General features: G+C 46.1%; 23 protein-coding genes, 1 tRNA gene and 2 pseudogenes. 19 read left to right on the top strand and 7 right to left on the bottom strand.

Going from position 1 to position 24427, the window contains the following annotated elements; genetic code table 11:
• Window positions 1-20: 20 nt before the first annotated feature.
• From gsiB to HGT73_RS07245, 3 genes are all read right to left on the bottom strand, one after another.
• Complete coding sequence (gsiB, locus tag HGT73_RS07255; protein ID WP_214213144.1) at window positions 21-1556, bottom strand: glutathione ABC transporter substrate-binding protein GsiB; 1536 nt, start codon at window positions 1554-1556, stop codon at window positions 21-23.
• Complete coding sequence (locus HGT73_RS07250; RefSeq protein ID WP_214213141.1) at window positions 1553-3460, bottom strand: dipeptide ABC transporter ATP-binding protein; 1908 nt, start codon at window positions 3458-3460, stop codon at window positions 1553-1555. The genes gsiB and HGT73_RS07250 overlap by 4 nt, the downstream gene beginning before the upstream one ends.
• 221 nt (window positions 3461-3681) lie before the next feature.
• Complete coding sequence (locus HGT73_RS07245; RefSeq protein ID WP_214213139.1) at window positions 3682-4455, bottom strand: deaminated glutathione amidase; 774 nt, start codon at window positions 4453-4455, stop codon at window positions 3682-3684.
• Window positions 4456-4590: 135 nt separating this feature from the next.
• Between HGT73_RS07245 and HGT73_RS07240 the strand changes: the two genes are divergently transcribed.
• The 4 genes and pseudogenes from HGT73_RS07240 to HGT73_RS07225 form a co-directional block, all read left to right on the top strand.
• Window positions 4591-4920: a gamma-glutamylcyclotransferase family protein gene (locus HGT73_RS07240; protein WP_214213137.1), complete on the top strand. Its 330-nt coding sequence runs from the start codon at window positions 4591-4593 to the stop codon at window positions 4918-4920.
• Between the two features lie 128 nt (window positions 4921-5048).
• Window positions 5049-5125: transfer RNA gene (locus HGT73_RS07235), tRNA-Ile, on the top strand.
• A gap of 244 nt (window positions 5126-5369) precedes the next feature.
• Window positions 5370-5606: a hypothetical protein gene (locus tag HGT73_RS07230; RefSeq protein ID WP_214213135.1), complete on the top strand. Its 237-nt coding sequence runs from the start codon at window positions 5370-5372 to the stop codon at window positions 5604-5606.
• Window positions 5607-5740: 134 nt separating this feature from the next.
• Window positions 5741-5842 (top strand): annotated as a pseudogene (locus HGT73_RS07225) (transposase); the annotation flags it as partial.
• Between the two features lie 29 nt (window positions 5843-5871).
• On the opposite strand, the pseudogene HGT73_RS14790 reads toward HGT73_RS07225, so the two are convergent.
• Window positions 5872-6015 (bottom strand): annotated as a pseudogene (locus tag HGT73_RS14790) (integrase); the annotation flags it as partial.
• Between the two features lie 19 nt (window positions 6016-6034).
• Entirely contained in the window at window positions 6035-7276 is a 1242-nt protein-coding gene (locus HGT73_RS07220; protein WP_214213277.1) for a tyrosine-type recombinase/integrase, read from the bottom strand.
• 480 nt (window positions 7277-7756) lie between these two features.
• On the opposite strand from HGT73_RS07220, the gene HGT73_RS07215 reads away from it, so the two are divergent.
• From HGT73_RS07215 to HGT73_RS07185, 7 genes are all read left to right on the top strand, one after another.
• The gene (locus HGT73_RS07215) at window positions 7757-7990 is read left to right on the top strand and encodes a hypothetical protein (protein ID WP_214213133.1); all 234 of its coding nucleotides are present in this window, start codon (window positions 7757-7759) and stop codon (window positions 7988-7990) included.
• A gap of 2 nt (window positions 7991-7992) precedes the next feature.
• Entirely contained in the window at window positions 7993-8307 is a 315-nt protein-coding gene (locus HGT73_RS07210) for a DUF1493 family protein (protein ID WP_214213131.1), read from the top strand.
• 257 nt (window positions 8308-8564) lie between these two features.
• Entirely contained in the window at window positions 8565-9002 is a 438-nt protein-coding gene (locus tag HGT73_RS07205) for a hypothetical protein (protein WP_214213129.1), read from the top strand.
• A gap of 130 nt (window positions 9003-9132) precedes the next feature.
• Window positions 9133-9645 carry a hypothetical protein gene (locus HGT73_RS07200; RefSeq protein WP_244968488.1) on the top strand — a complete coding sequence of 171 codons (513 nt, stop codon included), beginning with the start codon at window positions 9133-9135 and terminating at the stop codon, window positions 9643-9645.
• The gene (locus tag HGT73_RS07195) at window positions 9642-10040 is read left to right on the top strand and encodes a putative T6SS immunity periplasmic lipoprotein (protein WP_214213127.1); all 399 of its coding nucleotides are present in this window, start codon (window positions 9642-9644) and stop codon (window positions 10038-10040) included. The genes HGT73_RS07200 and HGT73_RS07195 overlap by 4 nt, the downstream gene beginning before the upstream one ends.
• A gap of 816 nt (window positions 10041-10856) precedes the next feature.
• A complete protein-coding gene (locus HGT73_RS07190) occupies window positions 10857-12209 on the top strand; it encodes an MFS transporter (protein ID WP_214213125.1) in 1353 nt (450 codons plus the stop codon).
• 149 nt (window positions 12210-12358) lie between these two features.
• Window positions 12359-13375: a nucleoside hydrolase gene (locus HGT73_RS07185; protein WP_214213123.1), complete on the top strand. Its 1017-nt coding sequence runs from the start codon at window positions 12359-12361 to the stop codon at window positions 13373-13375.
• Between the two features lie 192 nt (window positions 13376-13567).
• Here HGT73_RS07185 and HGT73_RS07180 read toward each other — a convergent pair whose 3' ends face one another.
• Window positions 13568-15076 carry an L-lactate permease gene (locus tag HGT73_RS07180; protein WP_214213273.1) on the bottom strand — a complete coding sequence of 503 codons (1509 nt, stop codon included), beginning with the start codon at window positions 15074-15076 and terminating at the stop codon, window positions 13568-13570.
• 276 nt (window positions 15077-15352) lie between these two features.
• On the opposite strand from HGT73_RS07180, the gene HGT73_RS07175 reads away from it, so the two are divergent.
• The 7 genes from HGT73_RS07175 (at window position 15353) to HGT73_RS07145 (ending at window position 23144) form a co-directional block, all read left to right on the top strand.
• Window positions 15353-16672 (top strand): MFS transporter, encoded by a 1320-nt coding sequence (locus HGT73_RS07175; RefSeq protein ID WP_214213121.1) that lies wholly within the window; start codon window positions 15353-15355, stop codon window positions 16670-16672.
• A 48-nt stretch (window positions 16673-16720) separates the two neighbouring features.
• Window positions 16721-17278 (top strand): YtfJ family protein, encoded by a 558-nt coding sequence (locus tag HGT73_RS07170; protein ID WP_214213119.1) that lies wholly within the window; start codon window positions 16721-16723, stop codon window positions 17276-17278.
• A gap of 114 nt (window positions 17279-17392) precedes the next feature.
• A complete protein-coding gene (locus HGT73_RS07165) occupies window positions 17393-18301 on the top strand; it encodes a polyprenyl synthetase family protein (RefSeq protein ID WP_214213117.1) in 909 nt (302 codons plus the stop codon).
• A gap of 9 nt (window positions 18302-18310) precedes the next feature.
• Window positions 18311-19591 (top strand): glycosyltransferase, encoded by a 1281-nt coding sequence (locus tag HGT73_RS07160; protein ID WP_214213115.1) that lies wholly within the window; start codon window positions 18311-18313, stop codon window positions 19589-19591.
• Complete coding sequence (crtY, locus tag HGT73_RS07155; RefSeq protein ID WP_214213113.1) at window positions 19584-20732, top strand: lycopene beta-cyclase CrtY; 1149 nt, start codon at window positions 19584-19586, stop codon at window positions 20730-20732. The genes HGT73_RS07160 and crtY overlap by 8 nt, the downstream gene beginning before the upstream one ends.
• 8 nt (window positions 20733-20740) lie before the next feature.
• Window positions 20741-22222: a phytoene desaturase gene (locus tag HGT73_RS07150; RefSeq protein ID WP_214213111.1), complete on the top strand. Its 1482-nt coding sequence runs from the start codon at window positions 20741-20743 to the stop codon at window positions 22220-22222.
• A complete protein-coding gene (locus HGT73_RS07145) occupies window positions 22215-23144 on the top strand; it encodes a phytoene/squalene synthase family protein (protein WP_214213108.1) in 930 nt (309 codons plus the stop codon). The genes HGT73_RS07150 and HGT73_RS07145 overlap by 8 nt, the downstream gene beginning before the upstream one ends.
• A gap of 186 nt (window positions 23145-23330) precedes the next feature.
• Here HGT73_RS07145 and HGT73_RS07140 read toward each other — a convergent pair whose 3' ends face one another.
• Window positions 23331-23831 (bottom strand): sterol desaturase family protein, encoded by a 501-nt coding sequence (locus HGT73_RS07140; protein ID WP_214213106.1) that lies wholly within the window; start codon window positions 23829-23831, stop codon window positions 23331-23333.
• Between the two features lie 211 nt (window positions 23832-24042).
• Between HGT73_RS07140 and HGT73_RS07135 the strand changes: the two genes are divergently transcribed.
• Window positions 24043-24420: a VOC family protein gene (locus HGT73_RS07135; RefSeq protein WP_244968487.1), complete on the top strand. Its 378-nt coding sequence runs from the start codon at window positions 24043-24045 to the stop codon at window positions 24418-24420.
• Window positions 24421-24427 lie beyond the last annotated feature (7 nt).

Here is a 24427-nt window from a genome sequence, read left to right as displayed (position 1 = left end):
GATGACCCCGCCCTAAACAGTTACTTCAGATCGGCATTGTCAAAATCAAAACCCGTATCTGGCATCACGTTGAAGTGGGTCAGAGACTTATTGTTCGCGGAGACAAGCTGTTCGACCACCAGTGGGATCCACGGTTGGTCATGCCAAATAGTATCTTGAGCCGCTTTGTAAAAGGCTTTTTTCTTTGCATTATCTGTCGCGGTCAATGCATCGGCTAAGTCTTTATCAACTTGTGGATTGCTATAAAAAGCCGTATTAAAGATAGCGGGTGGCCATGAGCTGGTGGCGAACAGCGGGGTTAATGCCCAGTTGGCTTCGCCGGTAGAGGCGGCCCAACCGGTATAGAACATCCGTACTCCGCTCTCTTTTTGCCCTTTGTCCTCGACTTGGGCAGCACGTTGGCCAGCATCCATCGCCGTGACTTGCACCTTGACACCGACTTGCGCTAATTGTTGTTGCGTAAATTGCAGTACCTTCTGTGCCGTGGAATGATTATGTGACGACCATAAAGTCGTCTGGAAGCCTTGCGGGTAACCAGCCTCTTTTAATAATTCACGGGCTTTTGCCGGATCATAAGGAATTGCCGGGTAGCTCTGCGCGTCAGCAATTGCTGGAGGCACAATACCGGTCGCAGGGGTCGCATAACCCGAAAAAGCGACTTTTACTAATGCTTCACGGTTAATGGCATAGTTGAGCGCTTCACGGACTTTCGGGTTATCGAAAGGTTTTTGTGTCACATTCAAGCTGATATAGCGCTGCATAATGGACGGCCAGCTGACGACGTCTAATTTACTGTCCGCTTTAAGGCGAGGGGCTTGCTCATAAGGGATTGGGTAAGCAAAATCAGCTTCCCCGGTTTGTAGCATAGCCGCACGGGTATTATTATCGGCAACCGGTCGCCAGACAATACTATCCAGTTTCGGTAACCCTTTTTGCCAGTAATTCGGCCATTTTTTCACTGTCATGGCATCGGTTTGATTCCAACTCACAAATTGGTAAGGCCCAGTTCCTACTGGGTGAAAGCCGATTTGTGTGCCGTATTTTTTTAATGCCGCTGGCGAAATCATCACCGCCGAAGGGTGGGCCAAAGTATTAATAAAGGCCGAAAAAGGTTTTTTAAGGGTAATGGTAACGGTCAAGGGATCGACCACTTCCGTATGAGCAATATCGTTAAATAAGTTATAGCGTTTTAAATGGCTATCAGGATTACTCGCGCGATCGAAGTTAACTTTTACCGCTTCAGCGTTAAACGGTGTTCCATCTTGGAAGGTCACATTGGGGCGAAGTTTTATCGTGTAGGTTAAGCCATCGGGGCTGACTTGATAACTCTCGGCTAAAACCGGTTTAATTTTCATCGATTCATCAAAGCCATACAGTCCTTGATAAAAAGATTTGGCGACGCTTTGAGATAAGGTGTCATTAGCATCGTAAGGGTCAAGGGTCGTAAAATTTGAACCGACCGCAACCACAATATTTTTAGCCGCAAAACTCGGCACGCTAAGTAAGCTGGCCGTAACACCTGCAGCAAGTAGCCAAGGCAGTTGGCGTGTATTCATAAATGAGTTTCTCCTGTCTTCACTGATAAGGATGCCGGATATGAAGGTATTAAAGGACGACGTACAATGGAATGCGCAACGAAATGGCCGGGGGATACTTCATGCAGATTTACCCGTTCCGGGCCTTTACCAACGGGATAAATCGCGCTGGGTAATTCTTCCACGTTAGAAGAAAGAGGAGGGCGGTGCACCGTAGGATCGGCAACCGGTACCGCGCGCAGTAATTTCTGTGTATAGGGATGTTGAGGCTGAGTGAAGACAGCGGCGCGTGGGCCTATCTCCACGATTTGTCCCTGATACATCACGGCGACGCGATGGCTAATTCGCTCGACCACCGCCATATCATGCGAAATAAATAAAAATGCCATCCCAGTTTCGCGCTGCAGATCTAATAACAAATTAATAATTTGCGCCTGTACCGAAACATCTAACGCCGACACGGACTCATCAGCGACAATCAGTTTTGGATTTAACGCGAGTGCTCGCGCAATACAGATCCGCTGCCGTTGTCCTCCCGAAAATTGGTGAGGGTAACGCTGTGCGTGTTCAGCAGATAATCCAACTTTTTCTAATAACTCTTTAACTCGCTGTTCCGCTTGCGAACGGGAAGCGAGTCGATGAATGAGAAGCGGCTCCATAATCGAGTAGCCAACCGTTTTACGCGGATCTAACGAGGCATAGGGATCTTGAAAAATAAATTGGATCTCTTGGCGCAGTGTATTTAACGCAGATCCTGTTAACTGATCGACGCGCTGCCCATTAAACGTAATGGATCCCTGTTGGCTCGCCACCAATTGCAGTAGCGCACGCCCAGTGGTCGACTTGCCGCATCCCGATTCCCCCACCAGTGCCAAAGTTTCGCCGGCACGGAGATCAAAACTGAGGTGCTCAACGGCATGCACTTCACTGACAACTCGGTTAAATATCCCGGCACGTATCGGGAAGCGCATCACCAAATCTTTTACCTGTAACAAGGGAGGAGAGTGATGATCAACGGTGTCGACAGCCGGGACGGAAGAGGGGGCGTCGGTCATTAGATGGAATTTTTCTGGAAAATCATGCCCTTTCATATCACCCAGACGTGGTACCGCGGCCAGTAATTGCTGAGTATAGGTGTGTTGTGGTGACTGAAACAGTTGTTTAACGGGAGCGGTTTCCAGAGGGACACCGTGGCGCAGTACGGTAACGCGATTGGCCATCTCCGCTACCACCCCCATATCGTGGGTAATAAATAGCACCCCGGTATCTAAATCGCGCTGTAGTTCACGAATAAGCGCAAGGATCTCTGCTTGTAAGGTCACATCAAGCGCTGTTGTGGGTTCATCCGCAATTAGTAGTGCGGGTCGACAGCTCAGTGCCATTGCAATCATCACGCGCTGACGCATTCCCCCAGACAGTTGATGTGGGTAGCGCTGCATTATCTGTTTTGCTGCGGGAATACGCACTCGTTCTAAAAGTTGCAGGCTTTCGTGTTGAGCTTGAGACGCGGATAAATGTTGATGCTGACGTAGCGCTTCGGCAAGTTGATCAGCGATAGTAAAGACGGGATTTAATGAAGTCATTGGCTCTTGAAAGATCATTGCTACATCAGCGCCCCGGACTTTTTGCCATTGCGCATCACTCAGCGTACCGAGCTCAATCCGTTGTCCGTCACGTTTTTGTAGCCAGCGCGAACCGGTGACCTTTGTCCCATTGGGTAAGAGCCCCATTAGGGCTAGAGAACTGACTGATTTACCAGACCCCGATTCACCGACCAAAGCCAGTGTTTCACCGCGATGTACCGTCAAATTGAGATGATCGACGACAAGGTGTGGGGTCGTCTCGCCGGGAAAAGCGATCTGAAGGTTTTCAACCTGCAGTACCGGTTGTGGCTGAGACGCTTGTTGATCCGTTTCCATCACCATGATTTTCCCTTATTTGACGTCGCTCACGCTATTTTCTGGACTGTTCAGCGAGGCTGCGCCTATATTGAGCCAAGCTATTGATTAAAAAAGTATATGATGTTTCGTATTTTTTGCCATTTTGACTATAAAAACTCTACCCGGCGTTGTAAACCGATAACGCAGTAGAATAAATAATGTTTTGTTATGTTTTATGCAAAAGACTCAGCCTCAATGGCGCAGAGTTAGAGCAAACGACAATGCTGTAATACCGGGAGTTGTTCCCGTACTGCTGACAAATGGGCTTTATCAATCTCGGTAAATACGAGCTGTGGGCGCTCTCCCGCTTGAGCAATCACTAATCCTAATGGATCAACAACCAAGCTATGGCCAATATTCTTAGGACCACACTCTCCACTGGCCACCATATAGCAGGTGTTTTCTAACGCACGGGCTCGCGTCAGCAATTCCCAATGCAGCTCTTTATTTGGCCCTTTTAACCATGCCGCGGGCAAGACCAAAAGTTCTGCGCCTTGTCGAGCAAGTGCACGCGCCATCTCGGGAAAGCGTAAGTCATAACAGGTCATCACACCGACGGTAAAATCGTCAATATGCAGCAGTGGAGGCAAGGTTTCTCCGGCAACCACGTTATCCGATTCACGTACCGTAAAGGCATCATAAAGATGAATTTTATCGTAGGTTAGCAGGATTTCACCCTGGCGCAGTGCGATAAGGACATTGCGCGCTTTACCCCCTTCAGCAGGAACATGCATGGTGAAAATAGTCGTCACCGCCAAGGTTTGACTGGCGATAAGAAGTTGACCAAGGAAAGGACCATCGATAGGTTGCGCGGCGTTAATAACCCAATGACTATCCTGATTATCGCGAGCTAACACCGCTTCTGGTAGCACTAACAATCGTGCTGCCTGAGCATTAGCTTGTTGCATCAGCGTAATAATTGTCGAGGCATTATCTTGCCAGTCACGACTCACTTGAAATTGACCTACTGCAAGTTTCATTTTGCTCTCCCAGATGTTAACTCTGACTCTGATTGATCAATGTAGAGGGTTTCTCTCTCTCCCCCAAGGGAATTATTGCACTCAAGATGCCAATCATTGCATGATACTGACTCGTTTTGAGTAAGGGAGATAAAAATGAAGCCATTATTTGTGTATGGGACATTACAGCCCGGGCGTGAGAACGAACATCTATTAACAGGAATAGGCGGCAAATGGCTCGCGGCAACGGTGCGTGGCACTTATTATGAGAAGGCTTGGGGACTGGCTGCGGACTTTCCGGGGCTTATTTTAGACCCGCAGGGCAGTGAGGTAACCGGTTATCTCTTTTTTAGTGAACAGCTTGCCGACCACTGGCCTGAACTTGACGCTTTTGAAGAAGGGTATGACCGTGTCACGGTTACAGCCTTGACGGCTGAGGGGAATACTATTGAGGCGTGGGTTTATCAAGTACAGCCTCAAGATTGAAACAATAATCTCGCGCAAAATAACGTACTATTCTTAGCGATAAACACTAATCTGCCTTAAAAAACAGCAACTAATTCAGCAGTACTGGATTACCGCGATCGGATGCTTTATACTCCTTGCCACATTAAGGCCCCTTAGCTCAGTCGGTTAGAGCAGACGACTCATAATCGTTTGGTCCCCAGTTCAAGTCTGGGAGGGGCCACCAGATATATCAAGGACTTAGCTTAGAAATAAGCTAGGTCCTTTTTGTTTTGTGCGATAACAGGTGCAGTAATAGGCGCAGTAAGGATTTTGCTAGAGGGTCGAAAAAAACAATAAACGTTTTTAGTTCCTCTATTTTTTAGCTAAAAATAAGTTTGATTTTTAACCACTATCATTCTCTATATTGACCAGCTAAGTTAACGGCTCAGTGCTAGTGGGTGATATCTTCCAAACTTAAGGCCACGACGATGAGTAAAGTTGACAATACAAAGGGTGAAATGTGGACAGCTCAACCTTACCTCGAAGCAGGTTTTATAGCCGTTTCCCCTCATGCTAAATTTAGAACACATAAAGATGCACTAAATTGTTTTGGCTATCAGAAAGGGCATTTTCAGCATGCAGCTTGGCGAATACCCGATGACGTCTGCGATGAATTAAACCTTCCTTATTATTCGATGGTTTGGTTTCCCACACTGACAGGGTAATCCCCCCATTTTTAACGGAGGTCATAAGTAGAATCAGGTCATGCGTGACCTTCTCTGACCTTCCCCCTTTGCTCAGTACCGGTGTAAAGTAGAGTTTTCGGCTTTCTTTTCCGTCCCTAAAGAGGTCATTCGTTATGAAAAAGACACGTTATACCGAGGAGCAAATCGCTTTTGCACTCAAACAGGCTGAAACCGGCACTGGTGTCGAGGAAGTCTGCAGAAAACGGTCACTCTCCGTCAATTGCCAAATATCGATTAACTATTAATCAGTATGAATACGGTCACGCTTCGCCTGTTTTTTACCCACATCATTAATTGTTAAATCATCCAATACTTACTCCCGGCATAGCGTCGGACACGACAGAATTTTAAGGCCTGCTTACACATCTGAAAAAATGTAGCCTGCGGCTTGAGTTCATTTACTATAATTATGCCCGCCGAAACAAACTGACCACATTGCTGGTGGTATATTCAGTGCCGTTCAACCTTCGATCCCATTGCTCCAGCGCATCGCGTTTTTCTGCTAAGTAGTCATATCGATCATAGTGCCTTGAACTCACATCTTGTAAAGCATGATTCTGTATACGGTCACGTAACTCTTTACTGATGCCCAATTCCCCCATTAGCGTCTTGCACGTTCTACGGATATCTCTGCCAATAAAGGAGGGGCTATCGGGAAAGTGTTTTCGATAATAAATAATTGCTTGAGCAAAACTATCGGTACGAAGATGTTGTTCCGGTTTTACTCTTTGGGGAAAAATAAAAGCACTTTGCTGATCATTTTCCCTCTGTAATTGTTTAAGCATATCAATCGCTGAATCGGTGAGGGGGATAAGGTGGTTACGTTTATTTTTCGATACCTCAGGGACAATTAATAATGTTTTTTCTTCCCAATTAATCGCCTCCCAGCGACTTGAAACGAGTTCGTAAGGGCGCTGTCCCCCGGTGTACACACATAGATTGAGAAGTTGGCTAACACTTCTACCGACTTTTGGGGCTTTCGGAAAGTCACCTAATAACGATAATAGCTGGTCTAGTTTTAACCAATGAGTGCCTGGTTTCTCGGCTGCTGACTGTTTAGGAATGACGCTTACAGGATTCATTTGCAGACCAAATAACACGTCTTGCTGGTGGTTAGCGGGGTCATTATCGGCCTTTAGACCATAATTAAAGGCTGCCATTAAATAAGAGCGTAATCGATTAGAAACCACAACTGCATCACGCTGAATCATTCCTGCGAGAATACGCTTGATATGTATGGACGTGATTTCATTCGCCTTAGTTGAGCGGGGAATGATCGCATAGACTTCTTTTTCTAATGCATACAACACGGCTTTCCACGTTCTTTTGCCGTCTTCTCGCATTTTAGTGGTATAACCGTTGATGAGTTGCTCAATGCTGCCTTGTAGTTCTTTTTGACGTTGTGCAATTTCGGCTTGAATGGCTTGTTCTTCACGTGCAGTTTTAGGGTTAATACTCTCTTTAAGATTTCCAGCATAGTCATGGATTAACTGTCTCGCTTTTGCTAAAGACATCTCTGGGAAGCGACCTAATAAGATAAAGCTACGTTTCCCTTCCCAATAGAACCGGAAATAAAAAATTTTCTGACCAGAGGTTTCAACTTTCACACCTAAACGCCCTGAGCCTCTTTCACTTGTTTTATCCCAGATGTAATAAGACGTATGATTTTAAATTGGTTATGACGAGTTCCGCAAGCTCATGCATCATAGTGAGACAAGGGCTTTTATCGACTCATAATCGTTTGGTCCCCAGTTCAAGTCTGGGAGGGGCTACCAGGTTTTTTCTTTTAAATCAGAACATTAAGCCACTCAACTGAGTGGCTTTTTTGTTTTGTATTTTTTATTGGCTGTAGAAATTTTGCGCTATGCTACCGGATGTATAAAAAAGATGGTGAGTAGCTAGCGCGATAACGGTCAGTGTGATCGTACTCAGTGAGTAAAGTTTATCATCCAGATAGGCCTAGGGAACGGCTGTTTGCCGCAATCGGCGGAACTAGATCGTTGACATAGACTTATGCTAAGAGATTCGGGCGATTATCTTATTTATTCGATTAGTCAGTAACTGTCATAGATAAATCAAATTAGTATAGATAACATGGAAATAGACAATTAACACAGGGAGGTGTGATTATGGATACCGTCGAACAACTTATTGGAAAATTTTTCTTTATTATCGATTTGTTGGCCAGTCGTTCATTAATTCGGCACCGGTTTAAAACAAGACAGCGCACGATTACATGGCAACAACTCTTCGAGGGGCAGTGGGTACCGTGGTTAGGGGCAGTATTAACAGCAGGGGATATCAGCGTAATTACAAAAAATATCCTATATCGATATAAACTCATTACAGGTATAGGCGTTTAATAATGAGCAGTCAGGCCCTGTTAGTAAAAGAGTTGGTTAAAAAACATTTTTGGGATATGGCGGAAGGGAAATCTTTGAGCACCGGTAATACACCTGTTTTGCCCGAGGATGCCGCGGATTTTTTTGAAGAGTATTTCAATACGCTTGGTATCGATCCTGTCGGATTCAACTTCCGTAAATACTTTCCTAAAACGGGCATTCGTTTTTTGCCGAATATAATTCTTCCTGATTACCTTAAAATCGACCATCATATTCCACAAGATTTGACTATAGATATGCTAATTGCCTCGGCAGAAGCTGGACGTTGGTTATATTAAGTAGATAGTTTCATACCCGAGAGTATAATTGTCTTTTTTTCCTATTTAATATCTGTTGGGCCTATCGTCTGTATCCTATCTAAAGAGCGAGCATCTTGCTAAAATTCGGATTAGATACTCTAACATTGATAAGTTTAATGTTAATAAAGAACGGACTACTGCTTGGATACCCGAAACAGGGTAGTTGGGGAGAAAGTTAAACCCGCCCTATGGCAATGATTATAATAACCAACGTTATATCAAAGAAGGAATTATTGATGCACGTCAAAAAAACGATTACAAGGACGTATAGTTTTTATGTGTTTTTATTAGTAATAGCGGTTATTAGTGTATTTTTCATTAGTTATGCTCGCCATGCCGATTCTGGTGATGAATTACAACACCGTTATCAAATCAACAATCACTTGTGGCTATATATCACCGAAAACCGAGAAGGTGATGCTACAGTACCCTTTATTAATCGATACTATTTGACGGCGGAAATAATAGGCACGGCTAAAGAGGTTATGAGTCAGTTACGGCAAGAAGTTCCCTTCCTAGTCGGTGGTGGTTCACTGAGTAAGATCGAAGCGGTGGATAGTCATAAAATAAAAGTTTTCTACAGTGGGAAAATCTATTCTCTAAGCAATGCGATCACCTATTCTTTAAATGATCAGCATGTGAATGCTCAGCTCTCATATCAAATAAACGAATAGTTATTACTACTATTATTCGTTGATGGCGATAAGTAAAGATAGATATAGTTTATAATTTAGCCAGTTAAGTAAAAACACTCGGATTAGCAAGGAGGCTATTATCAGTGAATCAACAAGTAATAACCGAAAATTGACTTCAGGTGAAATAATCCTTGCTACTTCTGTCTTTGGAAATGCCATCGATTACACGAGGGTTTCTGTAGACAGAGGTAGTTATTTTCCCTTCTCTCTACAAAACGAAAATACAGCGGTGACGCCTAATGGCAATAGTTACTTTATGCCTCGGCACTATCAGGATGATTTTTTACGTGCGGCACCCGCCTACCAACATTGGTTTATTTATGAAATGGCTCATGTCTGGCAGCATCAATTAGGACTTAATGTAAAATTTCGTGGGGCGCTGAGTTGGGCGGCTTCTTATCGATATCGGCTTGCTGATCATAAACTCCTCTCAGATTATGGTATGGAGGCACAAGCCAGTATGATCGCTGACTATTTCTGGTTGGTCAGGTTTGGATTTTCAGGCTTTGATTTTGTCTCTAATCTTGAAGGAGAGGAGAGGGATACGAGATTAATAAAACGTTACCAGTGGGTGATGCGCGGGTTTATTAGCCATCCCTCCTCAAGGATAAACTTACCATGAGGAGATCTCTTCTACTGCTCGCTTTAACGTTATTATTGGTGAGTTGTCACCTCCCAAGGCAATATTTACTCCCGCTAAAGGTTGTTGTCGAAAATAATAGCCTCTGCTTTAGTCTACCCCCAGAAGTGATGAACCATCATGGGGCGTTATATTACGCAGGAGCATCGATCAGTCTGCGAGAAGAAGAGGGATGGCGAGTGCTTTGGCAATCGTCATTGCAGCCCCCCCTCTCAGTCATCCCACAGAAAAAATGTTTTGATGATGCACCGATCAATTGGCGGGCGGGGACTTACTCTCTGTTAGTCGTAAGCTCAACTGCGGAGGGGAAAGTGCGCCACCGTTTTGAAAAAACATTTACACTCACTCAAGATCGAACGGGGCATCTGGCACTTTAGTTCGCTTAGTTAATAACTGAACCTCGTGTAGGCTGGGAATTCAACCATTGCGTTAGTCGCTGGATGCATCTGATGCGTTAACGCCATCCCATCACCTCGCTTAAATAGCTGCGCGAATAGTCAATCAATTAAAAGGGATTCAGCCCGGATTGTGTGATCTAATCAATCGCTAAACATCCCAAACCACCAACTAGACTAAGCTATACCGATCATGGTGCAAATTTCTCGGCGGTAAACATGGGCTGGCAAAAGTGTATCGGTAATAGGTGTAGTAACTACTAGTCAGATCATGAAAAATACTTTGCTATATTAAAAAATAAACCACCCTATATTTAATTATTTTTCATTTTAACTCTTTATATTTTTTTAAAAAATAAAAATTAATTGAATATTATTAATCATATATTTAATTAATAATTATAGCCTTGTCATATTCATGAAATATACCTGCTTTATTCTAGGTGGTGGATGCTGGTTTTATATGATCAGTGAGTCGTATTTAATCCGTCATTAGGTTGATTAATTAATCTAGGGGAAGTAAGAGGTATTAATAGTCTAGCTAAAAATAAACTTATTTTTACACGAATATATAGGCTGAGTTAACCACTAATAAAATACTGCTATTGCACGAGGTAAGTGGTTAGGTTTCTGCTATCAGTATTTATACCATTTTATTGTCGCATTTGGTCGACATTTTATACACCAATATAAAAAATACAATGGCTGATAAATAGGCATACTGAGGCGATAATTCTGCTGTCGAATCTCTGGCTGGAATAGCGGTACCTAAAACTCTTTATAGAAAGCGATTTTATAATGATTAAACATAAACAGGGTTACCCCCATTCATCGTCTGCCCTTGACCGTACTGATCATAAAAGAAATTTTTGGCGAGCCACCTTCTCATGTTGGCTGGGTACAGCAATGGAATACGCTGATTTTGCGTTATATGGATTGGCGGCTGGGATCATTTTTGGTGATGTTTTTTTTCCAGAAGTTACTCCAGCGCTCGCATTATTATCCAGTTTTGCGGTGTGGTCTGTCGGCTTTATCGCTCGGCCGATTGGGGCACTCTTTTTTGGTTGGCTTGGCGATCGGCGGGGTCGTAAGTATGTGATGGTAATAACCATTATTATAATGGGGTTATCAACGACATTAATTGGAATGATCCCTGACTACCATACTATCGGTATTTGGGCCCCAATTTGTTTGGTTGTACTGCGTTTTACTCAAGGTTTTGGCGCTGGAGCTGAGTTATCCGGCGGTACCGTGATGTTGGGAGAATATGCTTCACCAAAACATCGAGGGTTAGTCTCTTCAGTCATTGCATTGGGTTCTAATAGTGGCACCTTACTGGCCTCGTTGGTGTGGTTACTTGTGGTGCAATTGGATCATCAAAATTTACTGAGTTGGGGCTGGCGGCTACCTTTTCTCTCTAGTGTATTAATAGCCTTCGCTGCACTTTGGATACGTCGTTCGATACGTGAGACACCGGTGTTTGAACAAAGGATGAAACAATTGCGTGTAGCCACTACCCGTGGAGAAACGAGTGAGGGCTCTTTGGGGCGTCCGGGGAAAGCATTTTGGATCATGGTCGGGTTAAGAATTGGCGAAAATGGTCCCTCTTATCTGGCCCAGGGTTTTATGGTCGGCTATGTCGCAAAAGTCTTAATGATGGATAAGTCGGTACCGACAACAGCCGTATTAATCGCATCAATATTAGGTTTTCTCATTATCCCCCTCGCGGGCTGGTTATCCGACCGCTATGGTCGACGTAAGGTCTATCGCCTATTTTGCCTGTTATTAATGGTTTATGCATGGCCAGCCTTTACACTTTTAGATAGCCATGAGCCTTGGATAGTGATTGCCACGATCGTTACCGGTATGGGGTTGGCCTCGCTCGGTATTTTCGGTGTACAGGCTGCTTGGGGAGTCGAATTATTCGGCGTCCGGCATCGCTACACAAATATGGCCGTTGCCAAAGAGCTAGGGGCTATTCTTTCTGGCGGAACAGCACCGTTAATCGCGGCAGCATTACTCTCTTATTACGGTAATTGGTGGGCTATCGCACTGTATTTTACCGTGATGGCTTCGATTGGCTTTTTAACCACCTTTCTTGCTCCAGAAACACGTGGTAGAGATCTCAATTCGGTCGATGATGCAATCTAATGTTTCTCCAGTGACTGCCGCTCTTTGTAAACACTGTCGATAGCGGTTAAAAAATCAAGGAGATGCTACAGCAGGCATAGGCTGAACACGTAGGGATGGTTTATCTGTTAATCGTTATCCAGTAAATGAAGGGAATGGTCAGTCATAACATGTTAACGAAACGTATTATTATCGATTGCGATCCTGGCAATGGCATTCCAGGGGCGAATACTGATGACGGGCTAGCCCTCGCGCTCGCGCTTGGCTCTCCATCGCTCTCAATTGAGATGATCACTACGGTCAGTGGCAACACCCCGTGCGAAACGGGTGCGCAAGTTGTTAATGATTTATTAGCTCGATGTCGTCTCGATATCCCTGTTTTTCAGGGCGCTAAAGCGGCTTTATATGAACCGATGGCGGCGTGGCGAGAACAGCTTGATCATCGTGTCCATGAGTTATCACTTGAATACTTATGGAAGGATACCCAGACACCGACGTTAATGGCTAGCTGTGAAGGAAATGCCGCACAAAAAATTGCTGAGCGGGTTTGTGCTAATCCCGGCAGTATTACGCTTCTCTGTCTTGGACCTCTTACCAATATTGCTGAGGCGTTACTGCGTTATCCGCAAATGGCTGACGCAGTGGCCGAGATAGTCGTCATGGGGGGGGCATTTTGTCTTGATGATTATATAAAAGATACAAACTTTGGTTTTGATCCCGAGGCGGCGGCTGTAGTCCTCCACAGCAAGGCAAAGGTGACATTAGTACCGATGGATGTCACAGTGAATACCTTATTAACGCCCACAGACCTGAATAAAATGACGGCAAGTGGTACATCTTTGGCTCTTTTTATCCGTGAAACGATGACTCCTTGGATAACGTACTCGATGTTATCGCGCGGACTGACGGGATGTTGGATCCATGATGCGTTAGTCGTGGCTTGGTTACTCGATCCAAACGTCGCTACCGTTGACGATTTCCGGGTAGGTATTGAATTGCGTCCAGGCATTACCCGCGGTATGAGCTGGCGCTATCGACCTCCTTTACGTGTTTCGGTGGGTATTGTAGAAAATGCCGGCACATCAGTATCGATACTGACATCGGTTAATAATCAACGTTTACTGGAGCTTTTGGCACAGGCATTGAACCGCGGTGTAATAGGGGAGGTCATCAGTAAAAACTCATAATAGAACTAAGGTCTTTGTGACTGCACCTGCGACATAACAGTCGCCTGTTTTGTCCAAGGCGAAAACAGGTATTGTTAAGTCAGCGATGTCATATTCTATTTCTATTGCAGAGAATAGTCGTAAGATTATCGACTACTCTCTTTTTTGATCACAGCATGCTAATCAGCATGGCGTAGTCCGTTGTTACTCAGATTACAACGTATAAAACAGTCCAATCCCTAACCCCAGCATTGTAATATATAACAAGCAGTACTTCAGCGTTGTGGACATAATATCGCCACTCAGGTGGTCAAGTTTACTGGCGGATACCGCGATAGCAATGCTTTGTGGAGAGATCATTTTACCCCCGGTGGCGCCAGCTGTATTGGCAGCAGACAGCGCATAGGGATCTATTCCTAGTTGATGCGCAGCGGTTGCTTGAAGTTTACCGAATAGCACATTGGCATTGGTATCGCTGCCGGTCACAAAGGTCCCGAGTGCGCCAATTACCGGCGAGATAAAGACATAACCAATACCGGTCACTGACACTAACGTCGTGGCAATAATGGTAATCATCCCGCTTTTATCCATCACTGTCGCCATCGCGACTATCGCTAAAATAGCGACAATAGATTTTCTTAGCTGGAACAACGTGGAAAAAAATAATTCTACCATCTGTTTCGGTTGGCTACCTTGAATGCGAGCACCGATTAACGCAGCGAGAAGAATCAATACCCCTGGAGTGGTTAGCCATTCAATATGAAGTTGTAGTGTGTCTGTGGCGCTGAAAGGAAAATCGATCACACTCATTACCGATCCTAAGCGCTGTTTAATGGCTGGAAAAAGCGGCGAGCAGAGGATGATAAAGACAAAAGTGAAGAGATAAACAATACTGGCTTTGAGCAACTGAGGTAACGCAACCCCATCGCTTATCGCACCTTTTTTCTGACGTCGAGCAAGGAATATGGTGGTAATCAGTCCTCCAAGACTGCCGGCAAACGCGGGTAACTCCGCGCCAAGATAATGGGCGACTAAGTATTGTGGCACCAATGAAGCCACACCACACAGCAATGTAATCATAAATACACCGCGGATAGCGCCAATACCGCCTCCAATAATTGCGACCAACACAAACGGCAACAGAATATTAAACGCGGCCAGTTGTAGAATAATATGGGTGCTTAATTGCTGTACCTCTAAACCGGTTTGTTCTGCCAACATAATGACAGGAATACCCACGGCCCCGAAGGCTGTGGGCACCGAATTGGCAATTAGCGACACAACAGCAGCCTTAAGTGGTGCAATACCGAGTGCAATCAGAATACCTACCGGAATTGCGACAGCAGTACCATAACCCGCGACCGCTTCGAGAAAACCACCGAAGCCCCATGCAATAATCAACACTTGAATACGCTTATCATCGCTAATTGCGGCTAAGGCCTGCTTGATAACTGCCATACTGCCGTTTTGTAGCATAAGGTTGTAGCCATAAATGGCTGCAAAAATCACGATCACAATCGGCCATAAACCTTTGGTTGCCCCATAAAGTGACGCTGCGGTTAAGGCTGTTAGCGATAAACCAAAGTAATAACTGGCAATAAACCCTGTCATCACTAAGGTGATCAGCACTGAATAGTGAACGGCTAATTTCAGGCCGAGGATAAAGAAAATTAAAAGTGCGAGTGGCGTTATCGCAAGTAAAAAGAGGTGTAAATCCGTCATCATTTCAATTCCTTAAGGAAAACGAGTAACGATCGATAGCGCAAAAACTATACGGTAGTTTTGGCTCAACGATATTGATTTATGGCATGATTCCGGTGCGTAGTAATCGAATTAATTAATAAAATTTAAGTCATTAACGCTGTGCTACAAAACATAACAGCTATCATTTTCCGGTCACGAGAGGGCAATCGTCTTCTCTGAGAGTAATGAAGCGATTTTTTTATTGGCATACCCTTTGCTTAATATAATTCCTTACTACCTCAGGGGGAATTTACTATGTCGACTGTTCGTTACCGTATTTTTGCTTTAATGCTACTGGTGGCGCTGGTTAATTATATTGACCGCGGTGCACTCTCTTTTGCCGCGACAGCGATCGGCGAGCATTACCACTTTAACCGTATGCAGCTGGGTACACTACTTGGCTACTTTGGGATAGGTTATCTTTTGGGATCACTCTGTGGAGGATTCCTTGCCGACCGTTACGGTACGCGAAAAGTATGGTTAATTGCAGGGGTTGCGTGGTCTTGCTTGGAAGTGATGACCGCTTGGGCCGGCGATCTAGGGATGTCGTTATTCGGCGGCTCCGCCTTATTAGGGTTTGCGGTACTTCGTATACTGTTTGGATTTACTGAAGGCCCTGCTTATGCCTTGATGAACAAAACTATCGCCTATTGGGCGCCGGATCATGAACGGGGTACGGCACTATCTGTGGGATTACTCAGTACCCAAATAGGCGCTATGTTTACCGCACCCATTGCGGTCGGCTTACTTTTGTTGACTGGACATTGGCAGACCATGTTTATCGTATTGGGCGGCGGCTCGCTACTGGTAATGGTTATTTTTGCGCGTTACTTTCATAATACGCCAGCAGTTCACCCTCAAGTTAATCAGCAAGAAAGGCGCTATATTGCTGACAATCAGCATAATATCGACGAAGATGAACAGCCATTACCCTGGTGGACTTTTTTTACCTCGCGAACGCTGGTCTGTAATGCTATCGGCTATTTTAGCTTTTTATACATTACCTTCACGTTAGTGACATGGATGCCCAAGTATTTACAAGACACCTTCCATTACGATCTCCACGCCTTATGGTATGTGGCGATGATCCCCTGGAGTGGGGCAGCCATCACGGTGCTATGTGGTGGGCGGATCACGGATTTTTTATTAAAACGTTTTCAACGTTTACGTGTTGCGCGTAATGCCTTTGCCGCGGTCAGTTTAGCGGGGGCAGCGGCATGTTTTATCGCTATTCCATTTGCGGGCTCAGCGGCGGCGGTTATCGCGCTAATGACCTTGGGTAATGCCTGCAATGCACTGATAAATAATATTTATTGGTCAGTGGTGATTGATGTGACGCCAAAATCATCCGTTGGAGCATTTAGCGGTATGACGTTAGCCATCGCAAACAGTTCGGCCATCATCTCTCCAATACTGTGTGGTTGGTTAGCTCAATATTATGGCTATAACGCAATGTTCCTGATCACGGGCAGCTTTGCGCTAGTGAGCATGGGGGCGATGACTCTTTTACAGCCAGAAAAACGGCTACAAAGACAAAGCAAAGATAACGCCTCATCGCTTATTTCAACCCTTTAGGAATAACCCGCTATGATTAAGGCAACCGGGAATGAGAGATAGTCTTACATGGCACGGATAAAAAAGGGTAAGGGCTTACTACTCAGTCTGTTATTTCTTGCATCAAATATATACGCACAATCGATACAGCTCGGTTCACCGTTACCAGAGGTAGCGATTGAAAATGGTGGAGAGGTGCATAGTGATGGAGCGGTAACGACATTACAGCCTTGGCACAGCGCCCTGCGGCAAGCCGGTACGAGACAATTAATCATTCATGTGGCCGGGCGATTATCGGCCAAACAACAATTGAGTGGGCTTATTGCTTTATTGCCGCAGGCACAGCTCTCTCTTTATCACGTACATACGACAACTATCGTAAACCTTGATGACAGTATTTGGGGCAGTGGCCCTTTTGTTGAGCAAAGTATTATGAGCAGCAAAAAACACCAACCTGAAAACAGCTTCGTGATCGATAAAAGTGGTATTGCAGCCCATCGATGGCAGTTACTGGCACAGAGTGCTGCGATTATTGCCACTGACCCACAAGGAAAGGTCATTTTCTTCCATCAGGGCGAATGCTTAGCGTGGTGTAGGCAGCAGCTTTTCGGTATGCTTGAACAATAAGTAAATGATTAATTAATTTCACTTTTTTTCTAACATTTTACGATAGGTCGGCTACGCTTAATCTAATGATAAAAAATCTAGTTTTCCAAGCGATGTTTGGATGTGGGGTAGGCTATGTCGGTAGGTATTGATGAAAGCAAAAGGGTCGCGCCGGAATCGATCACCTTGACCCTTAAAGCCATCGAGCAGCGTTTAGACTACTGGTTGCCCCTTTCCTCAGAGCGAGAAAAAGTGAGCATGGCTATGCGTCAAGGGACTCTGGCTCCCGGTAAACGCATCCGACCGCTACTGCTATTATTGATGGCTCAAGATCTCGGCGGTGGCTCATCGACGACCGGTATGCTCGACTTTGCTTGTGCAGTTGAAATTATTCATGCCGCATCGCTAATCTTGGATGATATGCCTTGTATGGACAACGCACTGTTGCGTCGTAATCAGCCGACTATTCACTGTCAGTTTGGCGAGCCGGTGGCGTTATTAGCGGTTATTGCGTTGGTCAGCAAAGCCTTTCAAATCATTAGCCAAGCAGAAGGCATTGACGAAAAAGCGAAAAATAGCGCAGTCAGTGAGCTTGCCCAAGCCATCGGGCTACAAGGGTTAGTACAAGGGCAATATCAAGATATTAACGAGGGTCACCAACCGCGCAGCCAAGAAGCTATCGCATTAACTAATCACTATAAAACCAGTACGTTATTCTGCGCGGCATTGCAGATGGCCGCGATTGCCACGGGAGCGACGATGACCGTTCGTGAACACCTGCGACACTGTTCATTTAATCTCGGCCAAGCGTTTCAACTATTGGATGATCTTTCTGATGGATCGAATGAGACAGGTAAAGATCCTCATCAGGATGCCGGAAAGTCGACATGGGTTAATGTCTTTGGCACGCGTAAAAGTGAAAAGCAGCTACGTGAGCACTTAGACGTTGCCTATCATTATTTTGCTCAAGCATGCCGACACCGCCAGTCCACTCAGTATTTTGTTCAACAGTGGTTTGAGCAAAAATTAGCGATGATCATCTAGGCCTAATCGATGAGTCACTATGCAGTTATAGCCCCGCCTTTCTATAGTCATATTTATGCGCTTGAACAGCTCGCTTTAGCATTAATAGAGGCAGGGCACCGAGTTACCTTTTTTCATCAAATTGATGTAAAGCCCTTATTACGTTCAGAGCGTATTGGCTTTTATGCCCTTGGTTACAAAACGCATCCGCTGGGCAGTTTAAAGAAAACCTTAGCGTTAGCGGCCAATCCCCTCGGTCCTGCAATGTTTAGGTTGATCGGCGAAATGGCAAAAAGCACGTTACTCTTTTGTCGAGAATTACCGGCCGCTTGCCGACAATTAGCGATAGATGGACTTATTGTCGATCAGATGGAACCAGGAGGCGCCTTAGTTGCCCAGAAATTAGGTCTTCCTTATGTTTCAATTGCCTGTGCACTTCCGCTTAATCGTGAACCGGGGCTTCCCCTTGCAGTCATGCCGTTTCGTTATCAGCAGAACGAGCAGGCGCGTCAATACTATGCAAGCAGTGAGCGTGTCTATGATTGGATGATGCGTAAACATGACAATGTTATTTCAGAACAGGCGCAACGTTTTGGTTTAACCGGTATCACGCAGCTTCATCACTGCTTCTCACCCTTGGCACAGATTAGCCAGTTGATCCCAGAGTTAGACTTCCCGCGCCGGAACTTGCCTGCCCACTTTCATGCGACCGGGCCATTGCGCTCGTCCTCAGCCGTCTTGAATACCTCGCCGAGTCGAAAAAGGCATGGGCTCAAGGTGTATGCTTCACTGGGCACTTTACAGGGCCATCGCTACGCTTTATTTAAGAAATTGGCCACAGCGTGCCACGCTGTGGGTGCCGAATTATTACTGACCCATTGTGGTGGCCTAAATGCCTCGCAAGCACAACAATTAGCGAAAACACCCGGCATTGAGGTTGTGGATTTTGTTAACCAATCCGATGCCATTGCCGCCGCCGATATCACGGTCACCCACGGCGGTATGAACACAGTATTAGACAGTATCCAGCAGGGTAAACCGATGTTAGTCATTCCTCTGGCTTTCGACCAACCCGGTATCGCGGCACGGGTTGTTCACCACGGTGTTGGCCAGCGTCTTTCGCGTTTTGCCAGCCGTAAAGCCTGTTCAACACAGCTTATGCAGTTAACCCGTCAGCCGCAGACCGATCATAATCTCTCTCGCTTACAGCACGCATTACAACGCGCGGGGGGAACGCAACAGGCGGCAAATATAGTGATTGCGGCGCTCAGTCAAGGGCAGCCAGTATTAGCACGGGGTTATCATGGCTGAATACGATTTAATATTGGTGGGAGCCGGACTCGCAAACGCACTGATTGCCTTACGGTTAAAACAAAAGCAGCCACAGCTTAGGTTGTTAATTATCGAAGGATCAGAACAGGTTCTGGGTAATCATACCTGGTCTTTTCATGGTAGCGATTTGACCTCTGAACAACGGGAGTGGGTGTTACCTTGGGTCGACTATTGCTGGCCGGGTTATGATGTGCGTTTTCCTGAGTTAAAACGCCATCTGGTTGGAGAGTATTTTTCGATCACCTCCGAACAATTGGCAAAACAGCTGACTACGCAGTTTGCGGGACAGATCCTTACCGGTTGTCGGGTGAAGCATCTTTCCGCTAATCAGGTAAAGCTGGACGATGGAAGGCTGTTATATGCCCAAGCGGTGATTGATGGGCGGGGGTTTTCGCACAGCCCATCGATGGCGATAGGCATACAGGCTTTCGTTGGGCAAGTTTGGCAATTGGCCAAGCCACATGGACTGCGGCAACCTATTTTGATGGATGCGACCGTTGACCAACAGCAAGGGTATCGTTTTGTCTACACGTTACCGCTATCCGCTACCCAATTGTTAATTGAAGACACACACTATATTGACCAAGCCCAGCTTGATGTTGAACAAGGCCGACGCAATATTCGCGACTACGCCGCCGGACAAGGCTGGGAATTAGCGCAGCAGCTTCGTGAAGAACAAGGTCATTTACCCATCACCTTAGCGGGAAAATTTTCACGTTTTTCCTCCGAGCATCCTCACCCTTGCAGCGGCTTAAGGGCGGGATTATACCATGCGACAACAGGCTACTCGCTTCCTCATGCGGTAGCGTTGGCCGATCAGATAGCGGAACTCAGTTGTATTGCGAGCCCTTGTCTACAAGCGATCACCGATCAATTCGCGCGACAATCTTGGGTGAAACAGCGTTTTTTTCGTATGTTGAACCGTATGCTTTTTCTTGCCGGTCCCCCAACAGCGCGCAGAGGTGTGATGCAGCGTTTTTACCGTCTAAATGAAGCATTGATTGCACGTTTCTACGCTGGCCAACTTACATTTTGGGATAAATTACGCATCGTGAGTGGAAAACCGCCTGTACCGATCATCGCTGCACTGCGAGCGATAATGAAACCGCTTATTAAATGAGTCTAAAAATGAAAAAAACAATCGTCATCGGTGCTGGATTTGGTGGCTTAGCCTTAGCCATTCGTTTACAAGCCGCAGGGATACCAACACTGCTTTTAGAACAACGTGATAAGCCAGGAGGCCGCGCTTATGTTTATCAAGATCAAGGTTTTACCTTCGATGCCGGCCCAACGGTAATTACCGATCCTACCGCACTATTGGAATTGTTTAGCTTAGCCGGTAAGCGAATGGAAGACTACGTTGAACTGCTACCCGTCAAACCTTTCTACCGCTTATGTTGGGAAGATGGCAAAACATTTGATTATGACAACGATCAAGCGGGATTAAATCGACAAATTTTAGCGTTTAATCCGGCAGATGTGCAGGGCTATCAGCGCTTCCTCGCCTATTCACAGGCGGTATTTAAAGAGGGATATTTGAAACTTGGGAGCATCCCTTTTTTATCCTTTAACGATATGCTGAAAGTTGCGCCACAACTTGGCCGTCTTCAGGCTTGGCGAAGCGTTTATAGCAAAGTGGCAAGCTATATCGAAGATGAGCATTTACGACAAGCCTTCTCTTTTCACTCGCTATTAGTCGGGGGAAATCCATTTGCCACCTCATCCATCTACACCTTGATTCATGCTTTAGAGCGGGAGTGGGGGGTCTGGTTCCCGCGGGGAGGAACCGGGGCATTAGTGCAAGCACTGGTAAAACTTTTTGAAGAGTTAGGTGGCGAGTTATTACTGAATGCACAGGTTGATCACATCCACTGCGAATCACAGCATATCAATGGATTAACCTTAACCGATGGCCGTTATTTCAGTGTTAAAGCGGTGGCCTCTAACGCAGACGTGGTGCATACCTACCGCCACTTTTTGCGGGATAATCCGGCTTCGGTGGATTATGCACAGCGCTTAGTGAAAAAACGCATGAGTAACTCGTTGTTTGTGCTGTATTTCGGTCTTAATCATCATCACGATCAGTTGGCGCATCATACCGTTTGTTTTGGGCCACGTTATCGCGAATTAATTGACGAAATCTTTAACCAGAATGGTTTGGCGGAAGATTTCTCGCTCTACTTACACGCGCCCTGTGTCACCGATCCCTCCCTCGCACCTGCAGGATGTGGCAGCTACTATGTTCTAGCTCCCGTTCCGCATTTGGGAACGGCGGATCTTGACTGGGATATTGAAGGGCCTCGTTTACGAGATAGGATCTTCGCTTACTTAGAAGAACACTATATGCCAGGGTTACGCAGTCAACTGGTGACAGAGCGTATGTTCACGCCATTTGATTTTCGCGATCAACTGAATGCGTGGCAGGGATCGGCATTCTCCCTCGAACCGATTTTAACGCAGAGTGCGTGGTTTCGTCCGCATAACCGCGATAGTCACGTCAAAAACCTCTATTTGGTCGGTGCTGGTACTCATCCCGGTGCCGGAGTGCCGGGTGTGATTGGTTCAGCGAAGGCGACGGCAAGTTTAATGATCGAGGATCTGTATGAATAATCCTTCCCTTGATGATCATGTTAAGCAGACGATACAAGTCGGCTCAAAAAGTTTCGCTGCGGCCTCGGCACTCTTCGACCCGCCCACGCGGCGTAGCGTGCTGATGCTCTATGCTTGGTGCCGCCATTGTGACGATACGATTGATGATCAAGTGTTGGGTTTTCAGGCCAAACAGCCACAGAGCACGATGATTGAGCAGCGTTTAGCTGATTTACGAAAGCAAACCACGGCGGCTTTTATAGGCGAAACGCCGCTGACGCCTGCTTTTTCCGCACTGCGGCAGGTGATTGTCACACATCAACTCAGTCAGCAATTTGCTTTTGAGCATCTCGACGGTTATGCGATGGATGTGGCACAGGCACGCTATCAGACTATTGAGCAAACCCTTTGCTACTGCTATCACGTTGCGGGAGTGGTCGGCCTTATGATGGCGCAAATCATGGGCGCTAAAAGTCACGACGTGTTAGATCGCGCCTGCGATCTGGGGATCGCGTTTCAGCTTACGAACATTGCGCGAGATATTATTGATGATGCCGACATGGACCGCTGCTATCTTCCTGAACAGTGGCTTGCCGAGGAGGGATTAACCCGTGAGAACTATGCTCAGCCACAGCATCGATCAGCGTTAAGTCGAGTCGCGGCAAAATTGGTTGATCATGCGGAGCCTTACTACCACTCCTCCTACCAAGGGCTGCGTGCTCTACCTTTCCGTTCTGCGTGGGCTGTGGCAACGGCACGGCGTGTTTACCGTAAAATTGGTCAACGGGTTAAACAGGCAGGGGCCGGGGCTTGGCAGCAACGGCTTTCAACCTCGCGTGGTGAAAAGCTAGTATTGCTGGTTGCGGCAGTCGGTGACGTCCTTCTCTCTCGGATCATGCCGATAACTCGGCGTGACGCGTCGTTATGGCAGCGCCCGCAATAGTTAGGGCGGCTATTGCCGCTTACCGCTCGTGCTCGGGGCAGAATGGAGGATTATCGGGATGAAGGATCACGACGCCGTCGAGTAATGTCTCGCACGATAGAGGCATTCACCAGAAAAAATCAAAGGTTTTCAATAACCGAAAACGGGGAGCTTTGCGATCTCAACTAGCAGAGGCCCCGCCATCCCTTAACGCTTCTGTTTACTGGCAACGACTCTTTGACGTTTTTTTATCGCTTTAAGCTGTGTTTGAATTTTCGCGACCGGCGGGGCGTAGATAAAACCAAACGATACACAATCTTCTTTACCCCTTACGGCGTGGTGGAAATGGTGGGCGAGATAAAGCCGACGTAAATAGCCGTGACGCGGCACGAAACGAAACGGCCAGCGTTGGTGAACTAATCCATCATGCAGAATAAAATAGATCAGGCCATAAAGTGTCATACCCGCGCCAATCCATTGCAGCGGCCATATACCGCGTGTTCCGGCAAAAATAAGCCCTATGGCTAAACCGGCAAAGACCAACGCATATAAATCATTGACTTCAAATAGGCCGTGCCGTGTCTCGTGATGCGAGCGGTGCCATCCCCACCCCCAACGATGCATGACATACTTATGTAAGCAGGTAGCGACAATCTCCATAACAAGAACGACGACTAATGTAATGAGTAAATTAACAAACCAAGGCATGCAATAAGTCCTCGATGAAGCCACCGGCTTCATATCGCTATCAATAGTGAGTTAACACCTTTCGCTCTTTAGTGTAAGAGTGAAGGTGGGTCGCTGCAGGTAGAAACTAGCATAGTTGAGGAATGACGCCGTGGCGAGCGGTGCGATGAATACTTGCCAGCCTATTAATCGTTCAGTTAATGTGAAGTAAGAAAATCTTAATGAGGAGTCGATGATGTTTAGTCATGTGGTTGTAGGTGCTCTAGATGTAGACGTTGCAAAGCAATTTTATGATGCGATTTTTCAACAGATGCCAGTCGATGAACAGGGATACGATGTGCAAAATCGTCCATTTTATCGTCAGGGAAAGCAACGTTTTATCGTGACCTTACCGATAAACGGTCAGCCTGCGACGCATGCGAACGGTGGAACAATTGGCTTTGAACTCACCAGTTGTGAGGCAGTTTATGCGTGGCATAAAGCCGGTGTGGAAAATGGCGGTCAGTCCGCTGAGTCACCGCCACATATTCGTCCTGACGGGAAGTGTGTGGCGTACTTGCGTGATCCTTCGGGTAACAAGTTATGTGCGTTTTATCAAAGCAACTCTTAGTGGGAAA

This window comes from Rosenbergiella australiborealis (genome assembly GCF_018494035.1).
In the GTDB taxonomy this organism is placed as follows: Bacteria; Pseudomonadota; Gammaproteobacteria; order Enterobacterales; family Enterobacteriaceae; genus Rosenbergiella; species Rosenbergiella australiborealis.
The sequence above is the reverse complement of the archived record's forward strand: the minus strand, read 5'-3'. Positions and strand labels throughout refer to the sequence as shown.

Bases quoted from the DNA above. Each gene is read 5' to 3' on its own strand.
- gsiB (WP_214213144.1), bottom strand. From the start codon at position 1,556: ATGAATACACGCCAACTGCCTTGGCTACTTGCTGCAGGTGTTACGGCC.
- HGT73_RS07250 (WP_214213141.1), bottom strand. From the start codon at position 3,460: ATGGTGATGGAAACGGATCAACAAGCGTCTCAGCCACAACCGGTACTG.
- HGT73_RS07245 (WP_214213139.1), bottom strand. From the start codon at position 4,455: ATGAAACTTGCAGTAGGTCAATTTCAAGTGAGTCGTGACTGGCAAGAT.
- HGT73_RS07240 (WP_214213137.1), top strand. From the start codon at position 4,591: ATGAAGCCATTATTTGTGTATGGGACATTACAGCCCGGGCGTGAGAAC.
- HGT73_RS07230 (WP_214213135.1), top strand. From the start codon at position 5,370: ATGAGTAAAGTTGACAATACAAAGGGTGAAATGTGGACAGCTCAACCT.
- HGT73_RS07215 (WP_214213133.1), top strand. From the start codon at position 7,757: ATGGATACCGTCGAACAACTTATTGGAAAATTTTTCTTTATTATCGAT.
- HGT73_RS07210 (WP_214213131.1), top strand. From the start codon at position 7,993: ATGAGCAGTCAGGCCCTGTTAGTAAAAGAGTTGGTTAAAAAACATTTT.
- HGT73_RS07205 (WP_214213129.1), top strand. From the start codon at position 8,565: ATGCACGTCAAAAAAACGATTACAAGGACGTATAGTTTTTATGTGTTT.
- HGT73_RS07195 (WP_214213127.1), top strand. From the start codon at position 9,642: ATGAGGAGATCTCTTCTACTGCTCGCTTTAACGTTATTATTGGTGAGT.
- HGT73_RS07190 (WP_214213125.1), top strand. From the start codon at position 10,857: ATGATTAAACATAAACAGGGTTACCCCCATTCATCGTCTGCCCTTGAC.
- HGT73_RS07185 (WP_214213123.1), top strand. From the start codon at position 12,359: ATGTTAACGAAACGTATTATTATCGATTGCGATCCTGGCAATGGCATT.
- HGT73_RS07180 (WP_214213273.1), bottom strand. From the start codon at position 15,076: ATGACGGATTTACACCTCTTTTTACTTGCGATAACGCCACTCGCACTT.
- HGT73_RS07175 (WP_214213121.1), top strand. From the start codon at position 15,353: ATGTCGACTGTTCGTTACCGTATTTTTGCTTTAATGCTACTGGTGGCG.
- HGT73_RS07170 (WP_214213119.1), top strand. From the start codon at position 16,721: ATGGCACGGATAAAAAAGGGTAAGGGCTTACTACTCAGTCTGTTATTT.
- HGT73_RS07165 (WP_214213117.1), top strand. From the start codon at position 17,393: ATGTCGGTAGGTATTGATGAAAGCAAAAGGGTCGCGCCGGAATCGATC.
- HGT73_RS07160 (WP_214213115.1), top strand. From the start codon at position 18,311: ATGAGTCACTATGCAGTTATAGCCCCGCCTTTCTATAGTCATATTTAT.
- crtY (WP_214213113.1), top strand. From the start codon at position 19,584: ATGGCTGAATACGATTTAATATTGGTGGGAGCCGGACTCGCAAACGCA.
- HGT73_RS07150 (WP_214213111.1), top strand. From the start codon at position 20,741: ATGAAAAAAACAATCGTCATCGGTGCTGGATTTGGTGGCTTAGCCTTA.
- HGT73_RS07145 (WP_214213108.1), top strand. From the start codon at position 22,215: ATGAATAATCCTTCCCTTGATGATCATGTTAAGCAGACGATACAAGTC.
- HGT73_RS07140 (WP_214213106.1), bottom strand. From the start codon at position 23,831: ATGCCTTGGTTTGTTAATTTACTCATTACATTAGTCGTCGTTCTTGTT.
- HGT73_RS07135 (WP_244968487.1), top strand. From the start codon at position 24,043: ATGATGTTTAGTCATGTGGTTGTAGGTGCTCTAGATGTAGACGTTGCA.